This is a genomic window from Nocardiopsis sp. LDBS1602, assembly GCF_035818715.1.
GTDB lineage: Bacteria > Actinomycetota > Actinomycetes > Streptosporangiales > Streptosporangiaceae > Nocardiopsis > Nocardiopsis alba.
This window is the reverse complement of record NZ_JAYLVW010000013.1, coordinates 40,717-60,458: the sequence shown is the minus strand read 5'-3', so window position 1 is coordinate 60,458 and position 19,742 is coordinate 40,717. Positions and strand designations below refer to the sequence as shown.

The 19,742-nt window shown below is 69.0% G+C and carries 19 protein-coding genes; 10 read left to right on the top strand and 9 right to left on the bottom strand.

Annotation, left to right across the window (positions count from 1 at the left end):
* Positions 1 to 147: 147 nt before the first annotated feature.
* Complete coding sequence (locus U9J66_RS24735; protein WP_326338926.1) at positions 148 to 1,833, bottom strand: ABC-F family ATP-binding cassette domain-containing protein; 1,686 nt, start codon at positions 1,831 to 1,833, stop codon at positions 148 to 150.
* A gap of 211 nt (positions 1,834 to 2,044) precedes the next feature.
* Here U9J66_RS24735 and U9J66_RS24730 point away from each other — a divergent pair, with 211 nt between their 5' ends.
* The 5 genes from U9J66_RS24730 (at position 2,045) to U9J66_RS24710 (ending at position 5,127) form a co-directional block, all read left to right on the top strand.
* A complete protein-coding gene (locus tag U9J66_RS24730) occupies positions 2,045 to 3,007 on the top strand; it encodes a bile acid:sodium symporter family protein (RefSeq protein WP_161110038.1) in 963 nt (320 codons plus the stop codon).
* 78 nt (positions 3,008 to 3,085) lie between these two features.
* Positions 3,086 to 3,250: a hypothetical protein gene (locus U9J66_RS24725; RefSeq protein WP_014908821.1), complete on the top strand. Its 165-nt coding sequence runs from the start codon at positions 3,086 to 3,088 to the stop codon at positions 3,248 to 3,250.
* Positions 3,251 to 3,425: 175 nt separating this feature from the next.
* Positions 3,426 to 3,644 (top strand): hypothetical protein, encoded by a 219-nt coding sequence (locus U9J66_RS24720; RefSeq protein ID WP_152472941.1) that lies wholly within the window; start codon positions 3,426 to 3,428, stop codon positions 3,642 to 3,644.
* Between the two features lie 508 nt (positions 3,645 to 4,152).
* Complete coding sequence (locus U9J66_RS24715; protein WP_326338911.1) at positions 4,153 to 4,701, top strand: maltokinase N-terminal cap-like domain-containing protein; 549 nt, start codon at positions 4,153 to 4,155, stop codon at positions 4,699 to 4,701.
* Positions 4,702 to 4,767: 66 nt separating this feature from the next.
* Complete coding sequence (locus tag U9J66_RS24710) at positions 4,768 to 5,127, top strand: MmcQ/YjbR family DNA-binding protein (RefSeq protein ID WP_014911566.1); 360 nt, start codon at positions 4,768 to 4,770, stop codon at positions 5,125 to 5,127.
* A 50-nt stretch (positions 5,128 to 5,177) separates the two neighbouring features.
* On the opposite strand, the gene U9J66_RS24705 is transcribed toward U9J66_RS24710, so the two are convergent.
* Positions 5,178 to 6,533 carry an outer membrane protein assembly factor BamB family protein gene (locus tag U9J66_RS24705; protein ID WP_159068784.1) on the bottom strand — a complete coding sequence of 452 codons (1,356 nt, stop codon included), beginning with the start codon at positions 6,531 to 6,533 and terminating at the stop codon, positions 5,178 to 5,180.
* Between the two features lie 497 nt (positions 6,534 to 7,030).
* Between U9J66_RS24705 and U9J66_RS24700 the strand changes: the two genes are divergently transcribed.
* Positions 7,031 to 7,642, top strand: coding sequence for a hypothetical protein (locus tag U9J66_RS24700; RefSeq protein WP_161110037.1), 612 nt, complete (start codon positions 7,031 to 7,033; stop codon positions 7,640 to 7,642).
* Positions 7,643 to 7,656: 14 nt separating this feature from the next.
* On the opposite strand, the gene U9J66_RS24695 is transcribed toward U9J66_RS24700, so the two are convergent.
* From U9J66_RS24695 to U9J66_RS24680, 4 genes are read right to left on the bottom strand one after another with little or no spacing between them, the layout of a single operon-like run.
* Complete coding sequence (locus tag U9J66_RS24695; RefSeq protein WP_161110036.1) at positions 7,657 to 8,088, bottom strand: hypothetical protein; 432 nt, start codon at positions 8,086 to 8,088, stop codon at positions 7,657 to 7,659.
* Between the two features lie 54 nt (positions 8,089 to 8,142).
* The gene (locus U9J66_RS24690; RefSeq protein ID WP_014909315.1) at positions 8,143 to 8,814 is read right to left on the bottom strand and encodes a hypothetical protein; all 672 of its coding nucleotides are present in this window, start codon (positions 8,812 to 8,814) and stop codon (positions 8,143 to 8,145) included.
* Positions 8,815 to 8,855: 41 nt separating this feature from the next.
* Positions 8,856 to 9,788 carry a 5'-methylthioadenosine/S-adenosylhomocysteine nucleosidase family protein gene (locus U9J66_RS24685; RefSeq protein ID WP_161110034.1) on the bottom strand — a complete coding sequence of 311 codons (933 nt, stop codon included), beginning with the start codon at positions 9,786 to 9,788 and terminating at the stop codon, positions 8,856 to 8,858.
* Positions 9,785 to 11,533: a hypothetical protein gene (locus tag U9J66_RS24680; RefSeq protein WP_326338909.1), complete on the bottom strand. Its 1,749-nt coding sequence runs from the start codon at positions 11,531 to 11,533 to the stop codon at positions 9,785 to 9,787. The genes U9J66_RS24685 and U9J66_RS24680 overlap by 4 nt, the downstream gene beginning before the upstream one ends.
* A gap of 88 nt (positions 11,534 to 11,621) precedes the next feature.
* Between U9J66_RS24680 and U9J66_RS24675 the strand changes: the two genes are divergently transcribed.
* The 3 genes from U9J66_RS24675 to U9J66_RS24665 all read left to right on the top strand — a co-directional run bounded on the left by U9J66_RS24675 (position 11,622) and on the right by U9J66_RS24665 (position 13,713).
* A complete protein-coding gene (locus U9J66_RS24675; RefSeq protein WP_041562049.1) occupies positions 11,622 to 12,338 on the top strand; it encodes an NUDIX hydrolase in 717 nt (238 codons plus the stop codon).
* A 68-nt stretch (positions 12,339 to 12,406) separates the two neighbouring features.
* Complete coding sequence (locus U9J66_RS24670; RefSeq protein WP_326338908.1) at positions 12,407 to 12,994, top strand: histidine phosphatase family protein; 588 nt, start codon at positions 12,407 to 12,409, stop codon at positions 12,992 to 12,994.
* 296 nt (positions 12,995 to 13,290) lie between these two features.
* On the top strand, positions 13,291 to 13,713 hold the full coding sequence (locus tag U9J66_RS24665; RefSeq protein WP_014913446.1) for a YchJ family protein: 423 nt from the start codon (positions 13,291 to 13,293) through the stop codon (positions 13,711 to 13,713).
* A 61-nt stretch (positions 13,714 to 13,774) separates the two neighbouring features.
* Here U9J66_RS24665 and U9J66_RS24660 read toward each other — a convergent pair whose 3' ends face one another.
* Positions 13,775 to 15,124 carry a hypothetical protein gene (locus U9J66_RS24660; protein WP_326338906.1) on the bottom strand — a complete coding sequence of 450 codons (1,350 nt, stop codon included), beginning with the start codon at positions 15,122 to 15,124 and terminating at the stop codon, positions 13,775 to 13,777.
* 695 nt (positions 15,125 to 15,819) lie between these two features.
* Between U9J66_RS24660 and U9J66_RS24655 the strand changes: the two genes are divergently transcribed.
* The gene (locus U9J66_RS24655; protein WP_017535743.1) at positions 15,820 to 17,313 is read left to right on the top strand and encodes a sodium/glutamate symporter; all 1,494 of its coding nucleotides are present in this window, start codon (positions 15,820 to 15,822) and stop codon (positions 17,311 to 17,313) included.
* Positions 17,314 to 17,369: 56 nt separating this feature from the next.
* Here U9J66_RS24655 and U9J66_RS24650 read toward each other — a convergent pair whose 3' ends face one another.
* Positions 17,370 to 18,746 (bottom strand): hypothetical protein, encoded by a 1,377-nt coding sequence (locus tag U9J66_RS24650; RefSeq protein WP_161110030.1) that lies wholly within the window; start codon positions 18,744 to 18,746, stop codon positions 17,370 to 17,372.
* A 234-nt stretch (positions 18,747 to 18,980) separates the two neighbouring features.
* A complete protein-coding gene (locus tag U9J66_RS24645) occupies positions 18,981 to 19,718 on the bottom strand; it encodes an SDR family NAD(P)-dependent oxidoreductase (protein ID WP_017535745.1) in 738 nt (245 codons plus the stop codon).
* Between the last annotated feature and the right edge of the window lie 24 nt (positions 19,719 to 19,742).

Sequence of the window (19,742 nt, the reverse complement as noted above, 5' to 3'; positions counted from 1 at the left end):
CGCACACGCTTCACATCGCCCTCCACCGGGGGACTCCGGCCTCTCCGGACTCCCCTGAGACGACGACGGGGCCGGCCGCGGCTTACCCCGCGACCGGCCCCGTAACGTGACGAAGACCGCTTTCGACGCCCGCCTCGACGGGCTTCCCTACCGGGCCCGCGCGACCCTGGACTCGTCCCACACCGGCTCGTCCGACTCGTACACGCGACCATCCGCGCCGAACACCACGAACCGGTCGAAGCCCCGGGCGAACCAACGGTCGTGCGTGACCGCCAGGACCGTCCCCTTGTAGGCGTCCAACGCCGACTCCAACGCCTCGGCCGACACCACGTCCAGGTTGTCGGTGGGCTCGTCCAACAGCAGCATCGTCGCCCCCGACAACTCCAGCAACAGCACCTGGAAGCGGGCCTGCTGACCGCCCGAGAGCGTGTCGAAGGTCTGCTCGGCGCAGAGCGCCAGTTCATAGCGGTCCAGGGCACGGCCCGCCTCGTCGCGGGGCACCCCCTTACGGGTCCCCGCCCCGTTGTGCAGGATGTCCAGGAGCGTGCGTCCGACGAACTCCGGATGCTCGTGGGTCTGGGCGAACCACCCCGGCAGCACCCGGGCGCCCAGACGGGCCCGCCCGGTGTGCGCCACCGGCTCCACCCGCTCGCGCTCCTCCTCCGGGACCTCCGAGGACGCCGGATCGTCCCCGCCCCGGGCGAGCAACCGCAGGAAGTGCGACTTACCGGAACCGTTGGACCCCAGGACACCGATCCGGTCGCCGTACCAGACCTCCAGATCGAAGGGGCGCATCAGCCCGGTCAGCTCCAGCCCCTCGCACACCAGGGCCCGTTTGCCGGTCCGTCCCCCGCGCAACCGCATCCGCAGGTTCTGCTCCCGAGGAGGGCCTTCGGGCGGCCCCACCTCCTCGAAACGTCGCAGGCGGGTGCGCGCGGACTGATAGCGGGTGGCCATGTCCGAGTTGTAGGACGCCTTCTGCTTGTACATGGCCACCAGGTCCCGGAGCTTGGCGTGCTCCTCGTCCCAACGGCGACGCAGCTCCTCCAACCGGGCGAACCTCTCCCGCCGGGCCTCGTGGTAGGTGTCGAAGGAACCTCCGTGCACCCACGCGCCGTTACCCGCCGGGCCCGTCTCGACCGTGACGATCCGATCGGGGACCCGACCGAGCAGCTCACGATCGTGCGAGACGAACAACAACGTCTTGGGGGAGGAGAGCAGTGCCTCCTCCAGCCACCGCTTCCCGGGAACGTCCAGATAGTTGTCGGGCTCGTCCAACAACAGCACCGGTGCCGGCCCGCGCAACAGCGCCTCGACGACCAGACGCTTCTGCTCGCCCCCGGACAGGGTGCGCACCTCACGCCACCGGCAGCCCATGTACGAGACCCCGAGCGCCGCCTCACAGCACTGGTCCCACACCACCTCGGCGTCATAGCCTCCCGCGTCGGCGTAGCGGGTGATCGCCTCGGCGTAGCGCATCTGGGTCCGCTCGTCCTCGGAGACCATCATCGCCTCCTCGGCCCGCTCCAGCTCCGCGTGGGTCCGGCGCACCGACGGCGAGGAGACCGACACCAGCAGTTCGTGCACGGTGGTCGCGTCCCGCACGTGCCCCACGAACTGCGGCATCACCCCGAGCTCGCCGGTCACGGTCACGGCTCCGGAGCCGGCCCTCGCCTCTCCCCGGATCAGCCGCAACAGTGTGCTCTTACCGGAACCGTTCGCGCCGACGAGTGCGGTCCTGGACCCCTCGCCGACCTTGAACGACACCTCGTCCAGCAGCACTCTCCCGTCCGGGAGCGTGTAGGTGACCCGGTCGACGTCGATATGGCCCACGACCGTACCCCTCCTCATGACCTCGCACGGTCTTCCGTGCCCGGGAAGATTTCCATGCGAGGGGGCCGCGGGGCAACGGCTTTTCCCGTTCGACGGTCGGAGACGGAAGACAAGGACGGCCCCGGTGGCGGGACCGCCGTGACCAGGGGGTAACGTGCCGTTCGCCCGGAATCGACCTTCCTCACCGGGCGGGATGCGGAAGAAGTACACGATGACGGTCATCAAGCAGGTCGCCGACTTCGTCGGTCGATGGTTCGCGGTCCTGGTCCTGGCGGGGGCGCTCGTCGGGCTCGCGCTGCCCTCCCAGGCGGCGCAGATCACCCCGCACGTATCCCTGCTGCTCGGCGTCATCATGTTCGGCATGGGCCTGAGCATGCGCCCGGCGGACTTCCGGATCGTGGCCCGTCACCCGGGCGCCGTCCTGCTCGGCGTCCTCGCCCAGTACACGATCATGCCGCTGCTGGGATGGGGCATCGCCCACGCGTTCGGGTTGCCGCCCCTGCTGGTGGTCGGCATGATCCTGGTGGGCGCCTCGCCAGGGGGTACCTCGTCGAATGTCATCGTGTATTTGGCCAGGGGAGACGTCGCCCTGTCCGTGGCGATGACCTCCATCTCCACTCTGTTGGCACCGTTCATCACCCCGCTGCTGGTCCTGGCCCTGGCCGGCTCGACCCTGGACGTCTCCGCCGGGGACATGTTCCTGTCCATCCTCCAGGTCGTGCTGCTACCGGTCGTGGGCGGTCTCCTGCTGCGCACCTTCGCCGGACGCCTGGTGGCCGGGATCCTGCCCGTACTGCCCCTGGTCTCGGTGCTCGGCATCGTGCTGGTCGTCACCGGGGTGGTCGGCGCCAACGCCGACGCCGTCATGACCACCGGTCTCCTCCTGGGGCTGGCCGTGATCGCGCACAACACCCTCGGCCTGGCCCTGGGCTACCTGGTGGGTCTGGCCGGGCGCCTGCCCGAGACCGGCCGTCGCGCCCTGAGCGTCGAGGTCGGCATGCAGAACTCGGGGCTGGCCGCGAGCCTGGCCACCGCGCACTTCGAGCCGCTCGCCGCCCTGCCCGGAGCGCTGTTCTCGGTCTGGCACAACCTCTCCGGGGCCGCCGTGGCCACCTTCTGGGCCCGCCGTCCCCCGGCGGCCGAAGGAGACCGGGAGGAGACCCCCGCCCCCTGAGCCTCCGGGGTTGCCGGGCCGTCGGAGGGCGTGGCAGGCTCTGCCTTCCACATCCCCCGAACACGAGGACGGATACGCGTGGCCGCCCGTAAGAAGAAGCGCAAGCCCGGTAAGGGAAGGAACGACATCCGGCGGGGACCCACCCGCGACCCCGGCCCCACCGGCAACGTCGGCTGTTACTTCCTGCTGATCTCGATGCTCGTCATCGGACTGGTGATCGTCCTGTTGGAACTGTTCACCTGACCCGCCCGCGCCGCGCTTCGGGACGAAACCGTCCCGAAGCCGCGAAACCTCCGGTCGGCGAGGAGAGGTTTCCCCGCGAACCCGGGACCCACACCGAGTGGCCCTGTCCTCAAGCGGCCGGCGGTCATCACCGAAAGTCATGGACCCATCACGATGCGCCTGTCAGGGTGGTCGTATGACCGAGCGACACCGTCTCGTGGTCCCCTGCTCCGGGTTCCTCGTACTCGCCCTGCTCTCCACCTCGGGGGTGTTCGTCGAGCGACTCGTCAACTGCACGGCCACCGGGCCACCACCCCGGATCACGGCCGCCGCCACATGCTCGGGCGAGCGGAGGCGCACACCCCGCGGTCACGTCCCCCGATGGCGTAGGCCCCCCTACTGCACCCACCACTGACCAGGGAGTACCCGTGAAACCCAGAAGACCCGGTCGTTGACCTTCCGCCCGGGGCCTGTGCCGGATCCCGGGCGGACCGCCGACCCCCGTCAACGAGTGACGGGGGTACCAACACGGGAATCTGCCGGAGACACTCGAGGCTCAACGGACCGGACGGGCCCCGCCGAAGTCGAGGCCCGAGGGGCCCCGAAACGAGGGAGGCCCCACACGTCCCGCCCCTCCGGGTCGTGAACGGCACCGGGAAGGTCGGGAACTGTCCCGAGAATCGCAAGAGAGCCTTCGAAGCAGTACCCGAAGGGTTTAGGGCAAAGAATTTCCAGAATCCCAGAACCCGGCTCTGAACTGTGATAACGCGAAATCCACCAGTGGCCGTCCGTTCGATCCGCCGCCCTTGCGCACGGAGGAACACGCGGTGTTCGGGGGGAATTCATCCACGCTTCGACCCCTCCCACGACCCCCGGGACGTCCCCCTCGCGCCCCGGGAATCGGATGTCGGATACTGGTGCGCATGGCGATCATCTACAAGGCCGTACTCGACCCGGACAAACCGACCCTGATCGGTGCATGGCTCGACGGCCGGTCATGGGCCGGAGACGGCCCCACCGAGATCCTCGGCTCCTACCGGTTCGACGACCCCGAAGGCGAGGTCGGAATCGAGAACTTCCTGGTCCGACGTGGCGAACGACTGCTCCACGTGCCGCTGACCTACCGCGGCGCCCCTCTCAGCGGCGCCGAGGAACACCTGGTCGGCACCATGGACCACTCCGTCCTCGGAGAACGCTGGGTCTACGACGGCACCGGCGACGAGACCGCCGTCGCCTGCTTCCGCCGAGCCCTGGAGGGAGCGCAGGAACAGGCCGCACTGGAGATCCGGGACGGAGACCGCGAACTCGGGACCAGGGAACAGACGGTCCTGATCTCCAGGGAGACCGACGGTCGGACCTCCGGCGAGGGACGCGTCGACATCCCCCACGTCCTGGATCGGGCGACCGAGGTCCCCACGCGACTCGTCGCCCGCTGGGACGGCGGCCGGGCCGTGGTCGCGACCCTGGGCTGACCTTCGCCCCCACCGACGGCATCGCCCCCGGGGCGTCGTGTCGGTGGGGTGTGGTTGTCTCTTCCCATGGCTGTCGAGATCGAGCGGTTCCTCAGATTGGTCGACGCGCTCCCGGAGAGCACGCACCAGGACTCGGAGCGGTACACCACTTTCAGGGTGCGGGGCAGGCCCTTCGGCTACCTGTGGCCCGACACCGCCACCGTGGGCCTCAAACAACCCCTGTGGGAGCAGGCCGCCCTGGTCGCCGAACGCCCCGACGTCTTCGAGGTCCAGTTCACCACCGGCGAGTTCGGCTGGGTGGTGGTCCACCTCGACGGCATCGAACTGGACGAACTCGGCGAGCTCACCCTGGAGGCCTGGTACCTGACGGTGCCCGACGAACTCCGGGAGAGCGCGCCGACCCCCGCCGCCCTGATCTCCGCCTGAGCCCGCCCGTCACCCCGGCACCGATCCCGAACTGTTCCAGGGACCTCGGATCAACCCGTCACCGGGTAGGCATGGAATCCCTCACGCCCTTCGGCCGGCTCGATCGCGATCGAGCCATTGGTCATGACAGGTGCGGCTCCCGGGTTCAAGACCAGGTCCGACCCGTCCTCGAGATCGAGAATGATCGGCTTCTCCCAGGCTTCCAGATCCGTGATCGTCGCGTAGAGAACACCGTTGTTCGTGCTCACCGGTTTGATGGGGCGGCGCTCCGAGTCGTGCGAGAACCATTCGACCCAGAGCACCTCTCCTTCGACGGCATCGATGTTGACCAGGGTGAGACCGGGGTCCTCCGCCCAGCACGTCACATTCCTCGTTCCGTCGAAACCACACGTCGCCTCACCCCAACCGAGACGGGGCGCCGAATCCGCGGTGAGAGGGTCGTGATTGATGCTGAAGTCCGCGATTCCGGTGGCCGTATCGAAGAGCGCGATCGTTCCTCCACGGGTGTCCCGGTCCCAGGGGTTCCTGCTGTAGGAGGCGATGGCATAGAAGCGCCCGGGGCCCGCGGAACGTACGCTCTGCACCTGGTATCCATTGAGCGATCCATGGGCCATGACCATCTCTCCCGGATCGGGGTCCGTGTCCAAGAGGTCGGAGTACTCGTTCCTGGCCGCTTGGGAGTGAGTGGCGTGATCACCTTCCTCCCAGGTCTCCCAAAGCCTCTCGCCGGTGTCGACGTCGATTCCGTGCAGACGATGGACATCGTAGAGATCGGTGTCGGAATCCTCCGAGGTCGCTACGAGCACACCACTCTCATCAACGAAGCGCGGTGTTACGTGCGGTTCCGACCATGAGTGGCTTCCATCCTTCAGAACGAGGGAGTGCGCCCCTTGGTCGCTCAGAATCACTGAGTCGTTCGCCGCTCCGATGATCCTTCCCGAAAAGCCTCCCTCGGCCTCGGCGACGATGTGCCAGAGCGTCTCGCCTTCGAAGAGGTCCACGGCGAGCACCTCGGACATGAGACGGTCTCGGCTCGTACCCTCTCCGGGAATCCTTGTCTCGAAGGTTGCGATCGCCAGAACGGTGTCCGAGTGTTCCACGGTTCGAACCGAACGCGGGGTGGTTCCACCGTGCTCGGTGGTCGTGATCCACATGGGGGTGTCGTCCACGACGTTGTGAGCACGCAGGCCCTGCTCGCTCGCATGGACGACGATGGGCCCGAGGATGTCGATAGAGGAAAGTCCGCCTTGTCCGCTCAGGACATGGGGGGCGCCGCTCTGGTCGAAATCCAACGCCGGAAGGAATTCATCGAATTCTAGGGCCTCCATCCCCGGGGCCGCGGTTTCCGTTCCGGTTCTCGCCTCGGGCCCCACGGAAGTACAAGCGGAAGCGGTCAGCAGGGCCATAGCGGCCAATGAGAGGGACAGCCACCTTGTGCGCGAAGTGCGGTCGGTCGGCACTCGTTCTCCTGAGGGTTCGGGGGTACCACGCGTGATCGTAGGGGAACCGGTCTCGGAAAACGTGATCATGCGGAAAAGGGCGCCTGGCCCTCTCCTGCGGAGAACGGAGGCGCGGGCCCCTTGCTCGGGGCGATCTTCGTGACCGGGGCCGGCGGGGGCAGGGGCGTGTGACACGGGGGTGGAGGGAGAGTCACCCGTGAGGTGATACCGCGTTCCGATCTCGTGGGCCACAGTGGTGGCGGCCCGTCCCCCTCGGGTCATCGACCCCCGGAGGCCCTGTGGCGCATAACCAGGCCTGTGCGAACGCCAGGAACCCCGGCTGCTCGTGTTCGGGTTGCGGAGGCAGCCTGCACGGGTGGCCGGGCCACCTGGATCTGGCGAACGAGTACCCGGAAGAGCGCGCGAGACGTTATGAACAGGCTTACCGGGAATGGTGTCGCGAGGTGGGCACCGAGGAACGGGAGCGCCGTCGACGACTGGCCTCGCCGACCGAGGGGATGCTCCACTCGGCCACCACGATGGCCAGGATCGACATCGCAGGCCACCTGGCCGCCCGCCCCGCCACGGTGGCACGGATCAGAGAGCTCGGCCTCCGACTCAATACGCACGCCTTCGTCCACGTCCGAGCGGAGGCGCGTCGTCGCTCGGTCACCCGCCCCGAGACGGCGGACATCTCGCGGGTTCTGCCCGGACATTTCTGGTGTTCCCTGCTGACCGTGCTCGTGGAAGCCGCCGACCGGTGGGGGCGGGCGATCGACAAGGTGCCCGTGTACGCCCGCGAGCTTGTGAAGGAACGGACGCCACCGGGTTGGGGCGCGGCGCAGGAGGCGATCGCCGACACCGCCCTGGAGGCGGTGTGGCGTTGCGTGGTGGAACTTCTGGGGCTGCGTCCCCCGGAGGAACTCCTTCTGGTCATGCGGGTCCTGGCCCTCTTCGTCTGCCCTGATCCGGGCCGACATCCCGAGCTGCCGCGGGTCTGTCTGTCGCCGCTGCAACGCGGTGTTCTCCAGGAGACGACCACGATGCTCCTGCGACAGAGTCTCGTCCGTTCGTAGAGGTCACGGTCCTCTCACCGTCCGAGGAGGGGTGACAGGTCGACGGAGGGGGCGCCGGTGTACTCCACCCCGGGTTCGGGCGGGACGGGTTCGCCGGAGACCGCGTCGGTGCAGTGGGCGTCGAACATCTGGGCCTCGTCCAGGGGGATCAGCCCGGAACGGTCCACCCGCCAACCTCGGACGAGCCGGGTGGGGGAGCGCCTCTCACCGTTCGAGCGGGGGAGGGCGTCGACGAGGGTGCGCACGACCAGGCCGGCCGGAGCCCCGCGGAGCAGGGCCAGATGGAGACGTTCCACGACCTCGGGCCGTTGGACGTCGAAGGTCCGGCCTCGCCGTTCGATGGTGGTGGTCATCGTATGACCGGTGTTCAGGGTGAGGAGATGGTGTCGGCCGGGCACGTCGCGGAGGAGGGTGCGGAGCAGCGTGTGCGCTGCGGCGGAGAGCATGTTCCCAGTCTGCGCCGCCGAAGCGGACCGGATCGGGTTGTCCACAGGCCGGATTCAGTCGATTTCCGGAGGGCCGGGGCGGGGCGGAACGCCGGCCCAGATGGCGGAGAAGAGCTCCGACACGACGTCGTAGAGGAGACCGGGGGCACGAAGGTAGAGGCAGGGGGAGTTCCTGCCGTGGTCGTGTCGTGAGTAGAAGGTCAGGTAGGCGGCCTGATCGGTGAGGACGATCCGGTGGGAGTGGGGAAGGTCGAACAGACGCAGCTCCATGTTCGGCCGTTTCCTTCCCACCTCGTCCAGATAGTCGATGTTGGCGCCGATCTGATCGCGCAACAGGTGCTCGGTCACCCCCGGATCGGTGGTGCTCAGGGCTTCGGCGCGTTGCCGTAACCAGTGGCCGGAGCAGGTGTCGGGGTCGGGCAACAGCAGCTGTACGGGGACGGGGCGCGCGGCCCCGGCGGACCAGAGCGGGGCGAACACGTCACGGGTGAGCGTGTTGCCCCGCCCTGTCAGGACCTTGACCCTGCGGGCCCGGGCCAGGTCCTCCGCCAGATCGGCCTCGGCGAGACGCTGTTCGCGGTACACGCGGTGGACACCGGTACCCGTGAGGCGCGCGAGCAGGGAGATCGCCCACCACCGGGGGCGGGAGGCGCGGGCCCAGCCGAGCGCGCATACGAGGGCGGTGGCGAGGAGCGAGCTGAGTACACCGAGGCCGAAGGCGGTCATGTGATCCCCTCCATCAAGGGAGTGTCATCGTGGAGGCCCGGTCAGCACAGGTAGGGGAGCAGTTCCCGGGCGACGTGCGCGGCGTTGAACGCGGCCAGCTCGTGGTGGTCGTCGTTCTTCTCCTGGTCGGCGTTGTCGGAGATCCCCCGTACCACCACCCAGCCCGGGTTGGGGGAGGAGCTCACCGAGTTCTCCTGCCAGTACTGGCTCAGACCGCCGGACTCCATGTCGACCGCCAACACCTTGTCGTTGTAGTGCTTCAGGTAGCGACGCTCGTCGGCGTTGCGGTCGGCGATCACGGCCTCGCCCGATCCGACGAGACCGTGGAGTACCTCGAAGGTCCGCTTGCGGTGGCCGTCGATCTGGCCCCGGATGCCGGCGGGGGAGCCGTGGTCGGTGAAGTAGGCGTTGACCGCGTGGACCATGCGCGCGGGGGTCTCCCGTTCCTCCCCTCGACGCTGTACGTCGTCGGCCTTGATCTTGCGGGAGTCGTAGTACACGATCCGGGTGGAGACGATCACGTTGCCGACCCGGGCGTCGACCGGGTCGAGTCCGCCACCGATCCCGACCAGGAGCCACAGGCGGGGGGAGTAGTGGTGGCGCAGGTGGTCCAGGGTGGACATCGTCGATCGTTGCCCGGGGCTGTGGGTGCGGGCGGCCACGACGGAGAGCGGCCCGCTCTCCGTCTCCACCGTGCCGGTGTTGAAGAAGAGGCCGTCGCGTCGTTCGCTTCGTTTCAGGCCGAAACGGTCGACCACCGCGCGCATCTCCTCCGGCAGGATCGTGACGACGCCGACGTCGGCGTGCCGTGATCCCTTCGGGTTCTCGATGCCCTCGGCCGGTGCCGAAGGGGTGGGGGCGACCCGTCGGTTGTCGACGTGGGCGCCGTCGCCGACGGCGTTGTTGTTCATGTGGTTGTTCCCGCCGAGATTGACGATGCCGCTGTTGGTGCTCGGAAGGTGGTTCGGGATCATGCCGCGTTTCCGTTCTGTCGGGGTCCGTTGTTCTGTTGAGGGGCGTGGTTCTCGGCGTGGGCGCCGTCGCCGACGGCGTTGTTGCTCAGGTTGTTGTTGCCGCCGAGGTTGAGAATTCCGCTGTTGATGATCTGCGTCGCGCGGTCGTCGAACTCCGAGATGTCGACGCCTCGGGAGCACAGGAAGTCACTGGTGGCCTTGAGCAGTCGCCGCTCGATGTTCTTCATGTGGCCGAGGAGACGGATCTTGTCGAGCTGGACCTTGTTCCACTCCTGGGCCTTCTCCTCGCGAATGCTGAGACGACTGGCGATGGAGACGTTCCGGGTGGGGGTCAGGGTCGGGTCCGGTCGGCGAGTGACGAGCCGCCTGGCCAGATGCCAGGGATAGGAGACGATCCGCGGGAGGCGCGTGACCTCGCGGGGCAGACGGGTCAGGGAGCCGAAGGCGGCCGAGAGGACGGCGCGTTTTCCGCTCTGGCCGTACTCGCCGCCCTTGCGGAAGTGGTCCGGTGTCCGTGTCAGCGCGCAGGCGGCGAAGACCAGGCTGAGCGTGCGACCTCGGAGGCCGACCTGGAGGAGGACCGTGGCCATGAGTTCGGTCCCCGCGTCGGGAACGCTCACCTCGAGGAAGTGGTACAGGTTCGGGTCCTGGGAGTCGATGATCCGACGCATCGACGCCTTGTCGATCTTCCCTTTGAGCAGGGCGCGGTCGTCGGAGAGATCCGAATCGGCCACGTACACCCGGTCTCGGGCGTTCACGGGGAGGCGGACGTCCTCGTCGTCCCCACGGAGCTGGTCGACGGCCTCGCGCAGGTGGTCCACCAGCTCGTGGGGTTTGAAGGGCGGATAGCGGTGCTCTCGTAGGGAGAGGGGCTGGTCGTCGCTTCCGGGCCGCAGGAGCTGGATGGTCATGGGCGGGTTCCACTGGTGGATGAGCTCGCCCGCACCGATGAAGGGTGATTCGTCGCCGAAGAGCGTGAAGACGGAGCTCTCCTCGTCCTCCTTCCCCTTGTGCTCGGGGCGGCGATAGACGACACAGGGGTGGTCCTGTTGTTCGGCCACGATCGTGGCGCGGGAGGAGAGCCTCTTCGGCCGGAGGGCCTCCTTCCGTTGGATCCCGTTGAGCCATATCTGGCGGACGATCCCGACGAGGACCGTCACCACGAGGACGGCGCAGCCCCATCGGCCCGCGAGGATCGCCTGCGCGGGTGAACCGAAGCCCAGGCCGAGCATGAGGAAGGCGATGATGAGCGCCGCGATCCCGACGCGTTTGAGCTTGAGGGTCTCCTCTCGGACCCTCCAGTCCCCGGTCGAGGGGAGACGCAGGGTGCGTCGGCGGTGGAATCGACGCTTCTTCCCTCGACGGGGCGTCAGCGGGTCCTCGGCCCGGGAGATCTTCGCCGAAAGGGCGACTGCGCGGTCCAGGAGGTGGAGGAGGAAGAATCCGCCCACCATCAGCGCGGTCGTCACCGTATGTCCGAACAGGAACGGCACCGCGACCGAGCTCAGCAGGGACAGCCTCAGGAACGCGGTCAGATGGGCGGCCAGCCAGGCGTGGTGCATGACGGGTACGAGGTCGAACCCGTAGGAGGGGGCCACCCGCCGACGTGGGGCCGTGCAGACCTCCCGGATGACGAGATCGCGAAAACCCTCGTCGACGTGGACACCGGCGCACAAGTGCCGTGTGGTGTTGAAGGGACCGGATTCGGAGGTTCGCCGATCCGGGGGCGCGAGGAGGGTGGGCATACCGTTCCCTGTCTCGAAGGGGGTTAAGGTCAACGAGACCATAAGTGGTCGATCGAGTTAAAGTCAAGATGACCTTTAGGGGGATGCGGTGGACGACCGCTTGAAGAGGTCCGTCGGGGTGGAGTTGTCCCTGGTGACCGTGGACCTGGTGATCCTCACGATCCGTGAAGGAGAGGCCACGGTCCTGTTGGTGGAGAGGGGCGCGGAACCCTTCAAGGGGAGGGCGGCCCTGCCCGGTGGACGAGTGCGGTCCGACGAGACCCTGGGCGAGGGGGCGCTGCGTGAACTCCGGGAGGAGACGGACATCGACGGGACCCGCCTCCACCTCGAGCAGTTGGGGGCCTACGGAGACCCCGGCCGTGATCCTCGAGGAAGGGTGGTCACCATCGCCTACCTCGCGTTGGGCCCCGACCTTCCGGTGCCGAAAGGGGGGACGGACGCCGCGCACGCCTATTGGGCCCCGGTGGCGGAACTGCTCGCCTCCCCCGACACCCTGGCCTTCGACCACGCGCGCGTACTCGACGACGCCCTGGAACGGGTACGGGAACGGTTGGAGTACACCACCGTGGCGGCGGCCTTCTGTCCCGAACCCTTCACCCTCGGAGATCTGAGGGAGGTCTACGAGGTGCTGTGGGGGCGTTCCCTCGACGCCAGCAACTTCCGGCGCAAGGTCACCAGGTCCGAGGGCTTCGTGGTGGACACCGGAGAACAGCGCCCTCAGGCCACGGGGCGCCCCGCCGTCCTGTACCGAAGAGGTCCGGCGCGGCTGCTCAGCCCGCCCTTCCTCCGACCCGGAACGGTGTGATCCGGGCTCCGTGGTCTTCCATGCCCCGGAGGGGTTGATGTGGGGGAGGGCGGGGCATCACGGTCGGCATGGGGGAACTGGTGCTGGTCAGGCATGGGCAGACCGAATGGAGCAGGACGGGACGGCACACCGGGCTGACCGACGTGCCGTTGACGGAGGAGGGGGAGCGGCAGGCGGCCTCGTTGCGTGCGCCGTTGGCGCGGAGGCGGTTCGCCCTGGTGGCGACCAGCCCGCTGGCACGGGCCGTCCGCACCGCCGAACTCGCCGGGTTGGAGGGTCCCGTCGTCCTGCCCGACCTGGTCGAATGGGACTACGGGGCCTATGAGGGCATCACCTCCGCCGAGATCCACGAGGGGCGTCCCGAGTGGGATCTGTGGACCGACGGGGTCCCGCCCGGAGACATCGACCATCCGGGGGAGGTCCCCGAGCAGGTGGCCGAGCGGGTCGATCGGGTCCTGGAGCGGGTCGTTCCGGTTCTGGAGGAGGGGGACGTGGCGCTGGTCGCCCACGGCCACGTCCTGCGGGTCCTGACCGCGCGCCGTCTGGGTCTCCCTCCCGGCCGCGGGGCCCTGTTCCGCATGGAGACCGGGGCGCTGGGGGTGCTGGGCACCGAACACGGACGTCCGGTCCTCGGCGGGTGGAACCTCACCGGCTGAGGGGAGGGCCCCGTGACGGCCCGAGGAGGGGCGGGACGGGAACCCGGACCTCGGGGGTTTTGTCGTGTGCTCGGTACCGGGTACTACCACGTGGTGGATGCACATGGATGACCCACAGAGAAACGGTGAACCCCTCCCGATCCCACGTCCGCGCCCTGCACCCGACGACGGACCACCGCCCCGCCGGCCGCCCTCGACCCCGCGTCGTCCCGACCGGGACGACGACTGACCACGAAGCCCGGCCCGGTTCCCCTCGACCGGGACGGGTGGTGGCCGGGGGAGGCCAGAATGGGGACATGGCCAAGCACGGTTCCCGTCTCCGACAGTCCCTTCCCGCCGACTCCCCCTGCCCCTGCGGCAGGTCGCGTACCTACGCGCTCTGTTGCGGTCGCCTGCATTCGGGCGAGTCCAAGGCGGCCACGGCCGAGGACCTGATGCGTTCGCGCTACAGCGCCTTCGTGGTCGGCGACGAGGAGTACCTGTCGCGTTCCTGGCACCCCGACACCCGTCCCCGTGACGTGGGGGTGGACGCCGACACCGTGTGGAGGGGGCTGGAGATCCTGGGGAGCACGGAGGGCACCCCCTTCCACGACGAGGGCACCGTCGAGTTCCGGGCCCGTTACCGGGAGGGCGGGCGGGACGGCGAGATCCACGAGAACAGCCGTTTCCTGCGCCATGGGGGAGCCTGGGTCTACCTGGACGCGCTCGGCGGGCGTTGACCGGCGGCCCCGTCCGAGGGGGAGGGGCGAGGTGGGCGGGGCGGTTCAGGGCCCGCCCTTCTCAGTTGCCCTCGCGCAGGAGGATCGCCAGCAGCCTCGACCTGGCCGCGGTGTCGTGGTCGGGGTGGTGCCGGGCCAGCGCCTCCAGGACGGGGAGGGCGTCGGGGTGGGCTCCTATGACCAGCGGGTCGGGGTCGGTCAGGAGCATCCGTTCCACGTCGGGGGAGCCCTTGGAGGAGAGGAAGGCGGACAGGTCGGAGTCGTCGGGCGCCATCGCGGCGGCGACCATGTCGATCACCACCCAGGGCCCGTGGGCGGCCAGCAGGTGGTCGATACCGCGCTGATTGAGCATGCCCGAGGAGAGCAGGACCACCGCCGCCATGCTGGAGTCGGTGGGGCGGGGCGAGCACAGCATGGCGCGTAGCTGCGGTTCGATGTCGGAGCTGGTGGTGTTGAGGACCTGTGTGCCCACCCAACGGCGGAGCGCCAATCCGGGCCCGCGGACCACGGCGGCGATCTGGCGGAGGGCCTCGGCCGGTCCCCGGCGGTCCAGCCAGGGCGCGACCTCGCGCAGCCGTTCCTCATAGGGCAGGACGGCCAGGGCGTCGAGGAAGCGGGAGGCGCAGGCCTCCGCGAGGGTGTCGACGATGGGGGCGTGCACCCCCACCTCCAGCAGCATCCGGCGCACCCCGTAGCGGCCCAGAGCGGTGAGCTCGACGGTGCACCGACCGTGCCGGTCCTCGTCGGGGGCGGTGGAGGGACGGTGGTCCAAGAGCACCGCGCCGGTGTCGGAGAGCTGCCACAGGACGTGCAGGAGTAGTCGGGCCGTCTCGGGGGTCCCGCCGGGCGGTCCGGCGGGCAGGGGTCTGGACAGGGTCTCCTCGGAGAGGGTGTCGAGGTCGGGGCGGTGGCCGTCGGGGGCCTCGTAGAGGAAGCGCAGGACCCCCGGGAGCAGTTCGGGCCCGGTCGTGCCGGGTGCGGGTGATTCGGGGCGTGCGAGGTCGCCTCGGGCCTGGGCGATGGTGCGTTCGAACTCCTGGAACCACCAGCCGAGCACCCGTTCGGAATCGCGTACCTGGTGTTCCAGGTCGGGTGCGGGGCGGGCGAGGGAGTCGTCGATACGGACCAGTCCCAGCCGCAGCGCCGCCGACCAGGGGACGACGAAGTGCGCGACGTCGGCGGCCGAGTTCAGGCCGCCGAGCCAGGTGACGCGGTCGGCCGGTCGGCCGAGCAGGTCGTTGGGCCAGAGGGAGAAGCGGGAGATGGCGGTTCGGGCGTCGTCGATGCCTGGGACGCCTCCGGTGGTGACCGGGGTGGCGGGGGCGCTCCACCGGGCCAGGCTGAGGGCGTCGCACAGGAGGGGGGAGTCCAGCGCCATGCGGGCGAGGACGTCGTTGGGCAACAGTGACACGGGCCTGGCTGACAGGGGCGGGTGTCCCGGGCGCGACGGTTCGTGAGAGGGCATGTCCGGTCCCGGTTTCTAACGTTCGGGTCGTGGGTGGAGTGAGGACACCTCTTATTACCGCTCCGAGGAGGTGCGGTGGGGTGGTTTCGCGCAGATCGGTACGAACCCGGGAACGGTGTCGACGTGCCGGAAAGGCCTTCGCCGGGCGCTTTCCGCGCGGGTTCCCCGTGGTCGGACCGGGGGTGATCGTGGCGAGGGGGTCGGTACGGGCGCGGATCGCCCGGCCGTTCGAGACGGGATGAACCGATCACATGATGATCCTCACCGTCACCGTGTGGAAACGTCCGGTGTGGAACGGCTCGAAGTGGGTAGCGAGGCGAGGCGCCGCGAAGCCGGATCCGAGGTGAAGGGCTCTTCAGGGGGCTTTTCGCGTCCCGGTGCCCTCCCCGCTCATGACCTGGGTCTTCCGGACACGAGATCACCTGTCGGTCACGACCCGATGGGGTGGGGCGAACGTCGTTTTTACCACTACGTCACCGTGTGTAGGATTCCCCGAGCGATCGCGTTACGTGGACCACGTTCCCGCGCGATTTACCTCCCAGCCTCAGCCCCTGAGTACGCCACGGCTTCGCACGGCCGTGTTCCCGGACCCGGGGGCACACGTTTGCCCTGTGCCCTTCGGGCCGTACTGAGAGGTGGATATGTCCCCTGACACCGTTGGCCTCGCACTCCTCCTTCTGGGGGTGTTGCTGCTGATCTCCAAGCTCGTCCGGGTCAAGTGGAAGTTGACCCAGAAGCTCTACCTGCCGAGCTCGATCATCGGCGGCGGCATCGCGTTGCTGTTCGGCCCCGACATCTTCGGTCGCCTCATGGGTCTGCTCGCCGATCGCGGTATCGCGGTCGGGTTCGCCGAGCGGGCCGCGGAGGGGGGTCTCTTCGGTGTCGACATCATGTCGGTCTGGTCGGCGCTTCCCGGTCTGCTCATCTCGGTGGTCTTCGCCAGCCTCTTCCTCGGTAAGCGACTGCCGAAGATGCGCGACGCCGTCGACCTGGCCGGTCCCAACCTGGCCTTCGGCATCACCGTGGCCAGCGGCCAGTACGTGATCGGCATCCTGCTGGCCCTGCTGATCCTGGTGCCCTTCCTGAACGTTCCGGTGGTCTCCGGGGCGCTCATCGAGATCGGCTTCCTCGGCGGCCACGGTACCGCCGCGGGTCTGGGCAACACCTTCGAACAGGTCGGCTGGGGGGAGGGTCAGGACCTCGCCCTGGGCATGGCCACCGTCGGTCTGCTCTCCGGGATCATCATCGGCATCGTCCTCATCAACTGGGGCGCGCGCCGTGGCAAGACCTCGGAGCTGGACGCCTCCAACCGCGGGACCGACCGTGAGCAGGCCGGTCTCATCGAGCACGAGAAGCGCACCCACGGCTCGACCATGACCGTGCACCCCTCCTCGATGGACCCGCTCACCCTCCACTTCGGTCTGGTCGCGCTCGCGATCATCATCGGCCAGCTCCTCCTGTCCGGTCTCCAGTGGACGGAGCGGATGCTGTGGGCCGACACCATCGAGATCATGGCCTTCGTGCCGCTGTTCCCGCTGGCCATGATCGGCGGCATCATCGTCCAGATCTTCATCGACCGTCTCGACAAGAACCACATCGTGGACGAGCGTTCGGTCGAGCGGATCCAGGGCATGTCGCTGGACGTCCTGATCATCGCGGCCATGGCGACCCTGTCGCTCCAGGCCATCGCCGACAACTTCGTGGCGTTCCTCGTCCTGTCGGTCGGCGGCATCCTGTGGTGCCTGTTCACCTTCCTCGTGCTGGCGCCGCGCATCATGCCGAACTACTGGTTCGAGCGCGGCATCGGAGAGTTCGGCCAGTCCCTGGGCGTCACCGCCACGGGCATGGTGCTGATGCGCGTGGTCGACCCGGAGGCCAGGACCCCCGCCTATCCGGCCTTCGGCTACAAGCAGCTGATCTTCGAGCCGTTCTTCGGCGGTGGTCTGGTCACCGCCGCGGCGATTCCGCTGATGGTCAGCCCGCTCGTGGGCCCCTGGGGCTTCCTGGGCATCATGGCGGTCACGATGGCGGCGGCGCTCTTCTTCGGCCTGGTGGTGCTGCGGCGCAGGCGTGCCAAGGCCGAGTCCGGGGCCGAGCCCGCGCCCGGGGCCCGGGAACAGGATCCGGTCGCCTGATCCGGACCACTCCTTCGCCGTGGGGCGTGCCGTCGACGGCACGCCCCACGGGCGTCTCAGGAGGCGGGGGCCTGTGCCTGGGCGGCTCGGGCCCGTGCGGCCACCCACGGATCGGGATGGTGGCGGCCCAGCATCCTCAGGACCTCGCGCGTGTCCGGATGCTCGGGGTTCCAGAGACGCCCCACGTCGTCGAACAGGCGCCGGTCGATCCCCTCGGCGGCCTCGGAGGCGAGGAAGGACTTCAGGCCCGTCTCACCCATGGCGGTGGCCGCGGCGAACACGTCGATGGCGGTCCAGTGGCCGAAGGCGACGCTCAACTCCTCCCGCTCGACCTCCGAGAGCATGTGCGAGGACAACAGGACCACCGAGGCCATCCCGGCCACGGTCGGATCCGGATGTTCGAGCAGACGGCGCAGGGACGGTTCGATCCGGGAGCTGACGGTGCCCAGCGCGAGCGCGGCGTTCCAACGGCGCAGCGCCCGCCCGGGTCCGGCGGCCACCGCGACGATCTCCCGGAGGGCGTTCTCGGGTGAGCGCGTGTCCAGCCACGAGGTGAGGGCGAGGAGCTGACCGTCGGGGGAGAAGGTCGCCAGCGCGTCCAGGAAGCGGTCGGCCTCCAGACGGACGAAGTCCTCGATCAGTGGAGCCGGACATCGGCGCGCGAGCAGGATCTGTCGGACCCCGTAGCGTCCGAGGTCGGTCAACTCCACCCAGATCCGTTCCGGACCGTGTTCCTCGGGGCCGGCCCCCGGCCGACCGTCCCGGATCACGGTCACCGCCCCGGTGTCCCGGAGCTGGAGCACCCCTCGGGCCAGGCGGCCGAGGTTGCGGCCGGGGCGGTGCACCGGTAGATAGGCCTCCTCCTGGGCGGTCGTGACCTCGTGGGTCATCCGTCCCAGAGGGACCCGTGCCCCGTCGGGGGCCTCGTAGAGCCGACTCAGCGCGGTGTCGGGTTCGACGTCGGCGACGCCTCGTAGCGAACGTTCCACGCACTCCTGGAAACTGAGGGTCCACCAGCGCAGGACCTGGTCGGTGGAACCGGACCACCTGTCCAGGTCGGGGGCGGGGCGGGCCTGGGCGGTCTCGCACTCGACCAGCCCCAGGCGTAGGGCCGTACGCCAGGGGTGCAGGAAGCGGGAGGCCTGTTTCGGGGAGGCGAGCCGCCGCAGCCAGAGGTCGCGGTGGTGCTCCTCCCGCCGTAGATGTCGGGGCCAGAGCCCGAACTCGCGGATCGCCGCCCGGGTGTCGTTCAGGTCGGGGAGCCCTTGGACGTCGACGCGGGTGACCGGGCCGCACCAGCGGGCGAGCCGCAGCGCGGTGCCCAACAGGGGGCTGAGCAGAGCCGAGCGGGCCAGTTCCCGCGGGGGACGCAGGGAGACCGGTCGGGCCGTGAATCGCCGGTGGGCCGACGCGTCCGAACGGTGGGAAGACATCTGGGCCCCCGGGTTCTGGATTCTCGAACTTCGTTGTCTCCCTTGTACAGCCCGTTCGTGGACCCGTGTGGCTGTTTTGTCGACATCACGGGATGAGATCGCCGAAAGAGGGGTTTCGGGCGTGGTGGGAACCGGACCCGAGGAGGAGGGATCCCGGATTCCGACAGGGGGAATCCGGGACTCCAGGGTCCGATTCCCGGAATCCCGGAAGTGTTTCTCCGGAGTCGGCCCGACTCAGTGCAGGTACGAGGCGCCGTTCAGGTCCAGCACGGAGCCGGAGGCCCACTCGGCCTCCGGCGAGGCCAGGTGCAGCACGGCCGCCGCGATCTCCTCGGGCGTGGCCACACGGCCGAAGGGGCTCTGAGCGAGGACCTCGTCGGTGATCCGGTGGGCCACGCGTTCGGTGGCGATGAACCCCGGGGCGATCGAGGCCACCGCGATACCGTGCGGGGCCAGGGAGACGGCCAACGACTGGCCCAGTGAGTGCAGGGCGGCCTTGCTCGCCCCGTAGGCCGGGTGGTCGGGCTCCCCCTTGAAGGCGCCGCGCGAGCCGATGTTGACGATACGGCCCCGCACGCCCCGTTCGATCATGTTGCGGGCCGCCTGATGGGACAGGTGGGCGGCGCCCAGGATGTTGACGTCCACGGTCTCCCGCCAGACGCGGGACCACTCCTCGAAGGAGGTGTCGGCGACCGGGTGGGGGAGGTTCACCGCCGCGTTGTTCACCAGGACGTCGACGCCACCGAGCCGTTCCACCGCGGTCGCGACGAGGGCGGGCGGGGCGTCGGGGTCCCGCAGGTCGGCCTCGATCAGTGTGTGGTCCTTCCCGGGCAGAAGTCCCAGAAGCTCCTCGGCCTCGGAGCGGCTGGAGCCGTAGTGCACGGCCACCCGGTCTCCGGCCTGTGCGAAGGCGAGGGCGATCGCCCGTCCGAGACCTCTGGCGGCACCGGTGATCAGGACACTGCGGTTCATGGGGGGCCTTTCGACGAGGGCGAA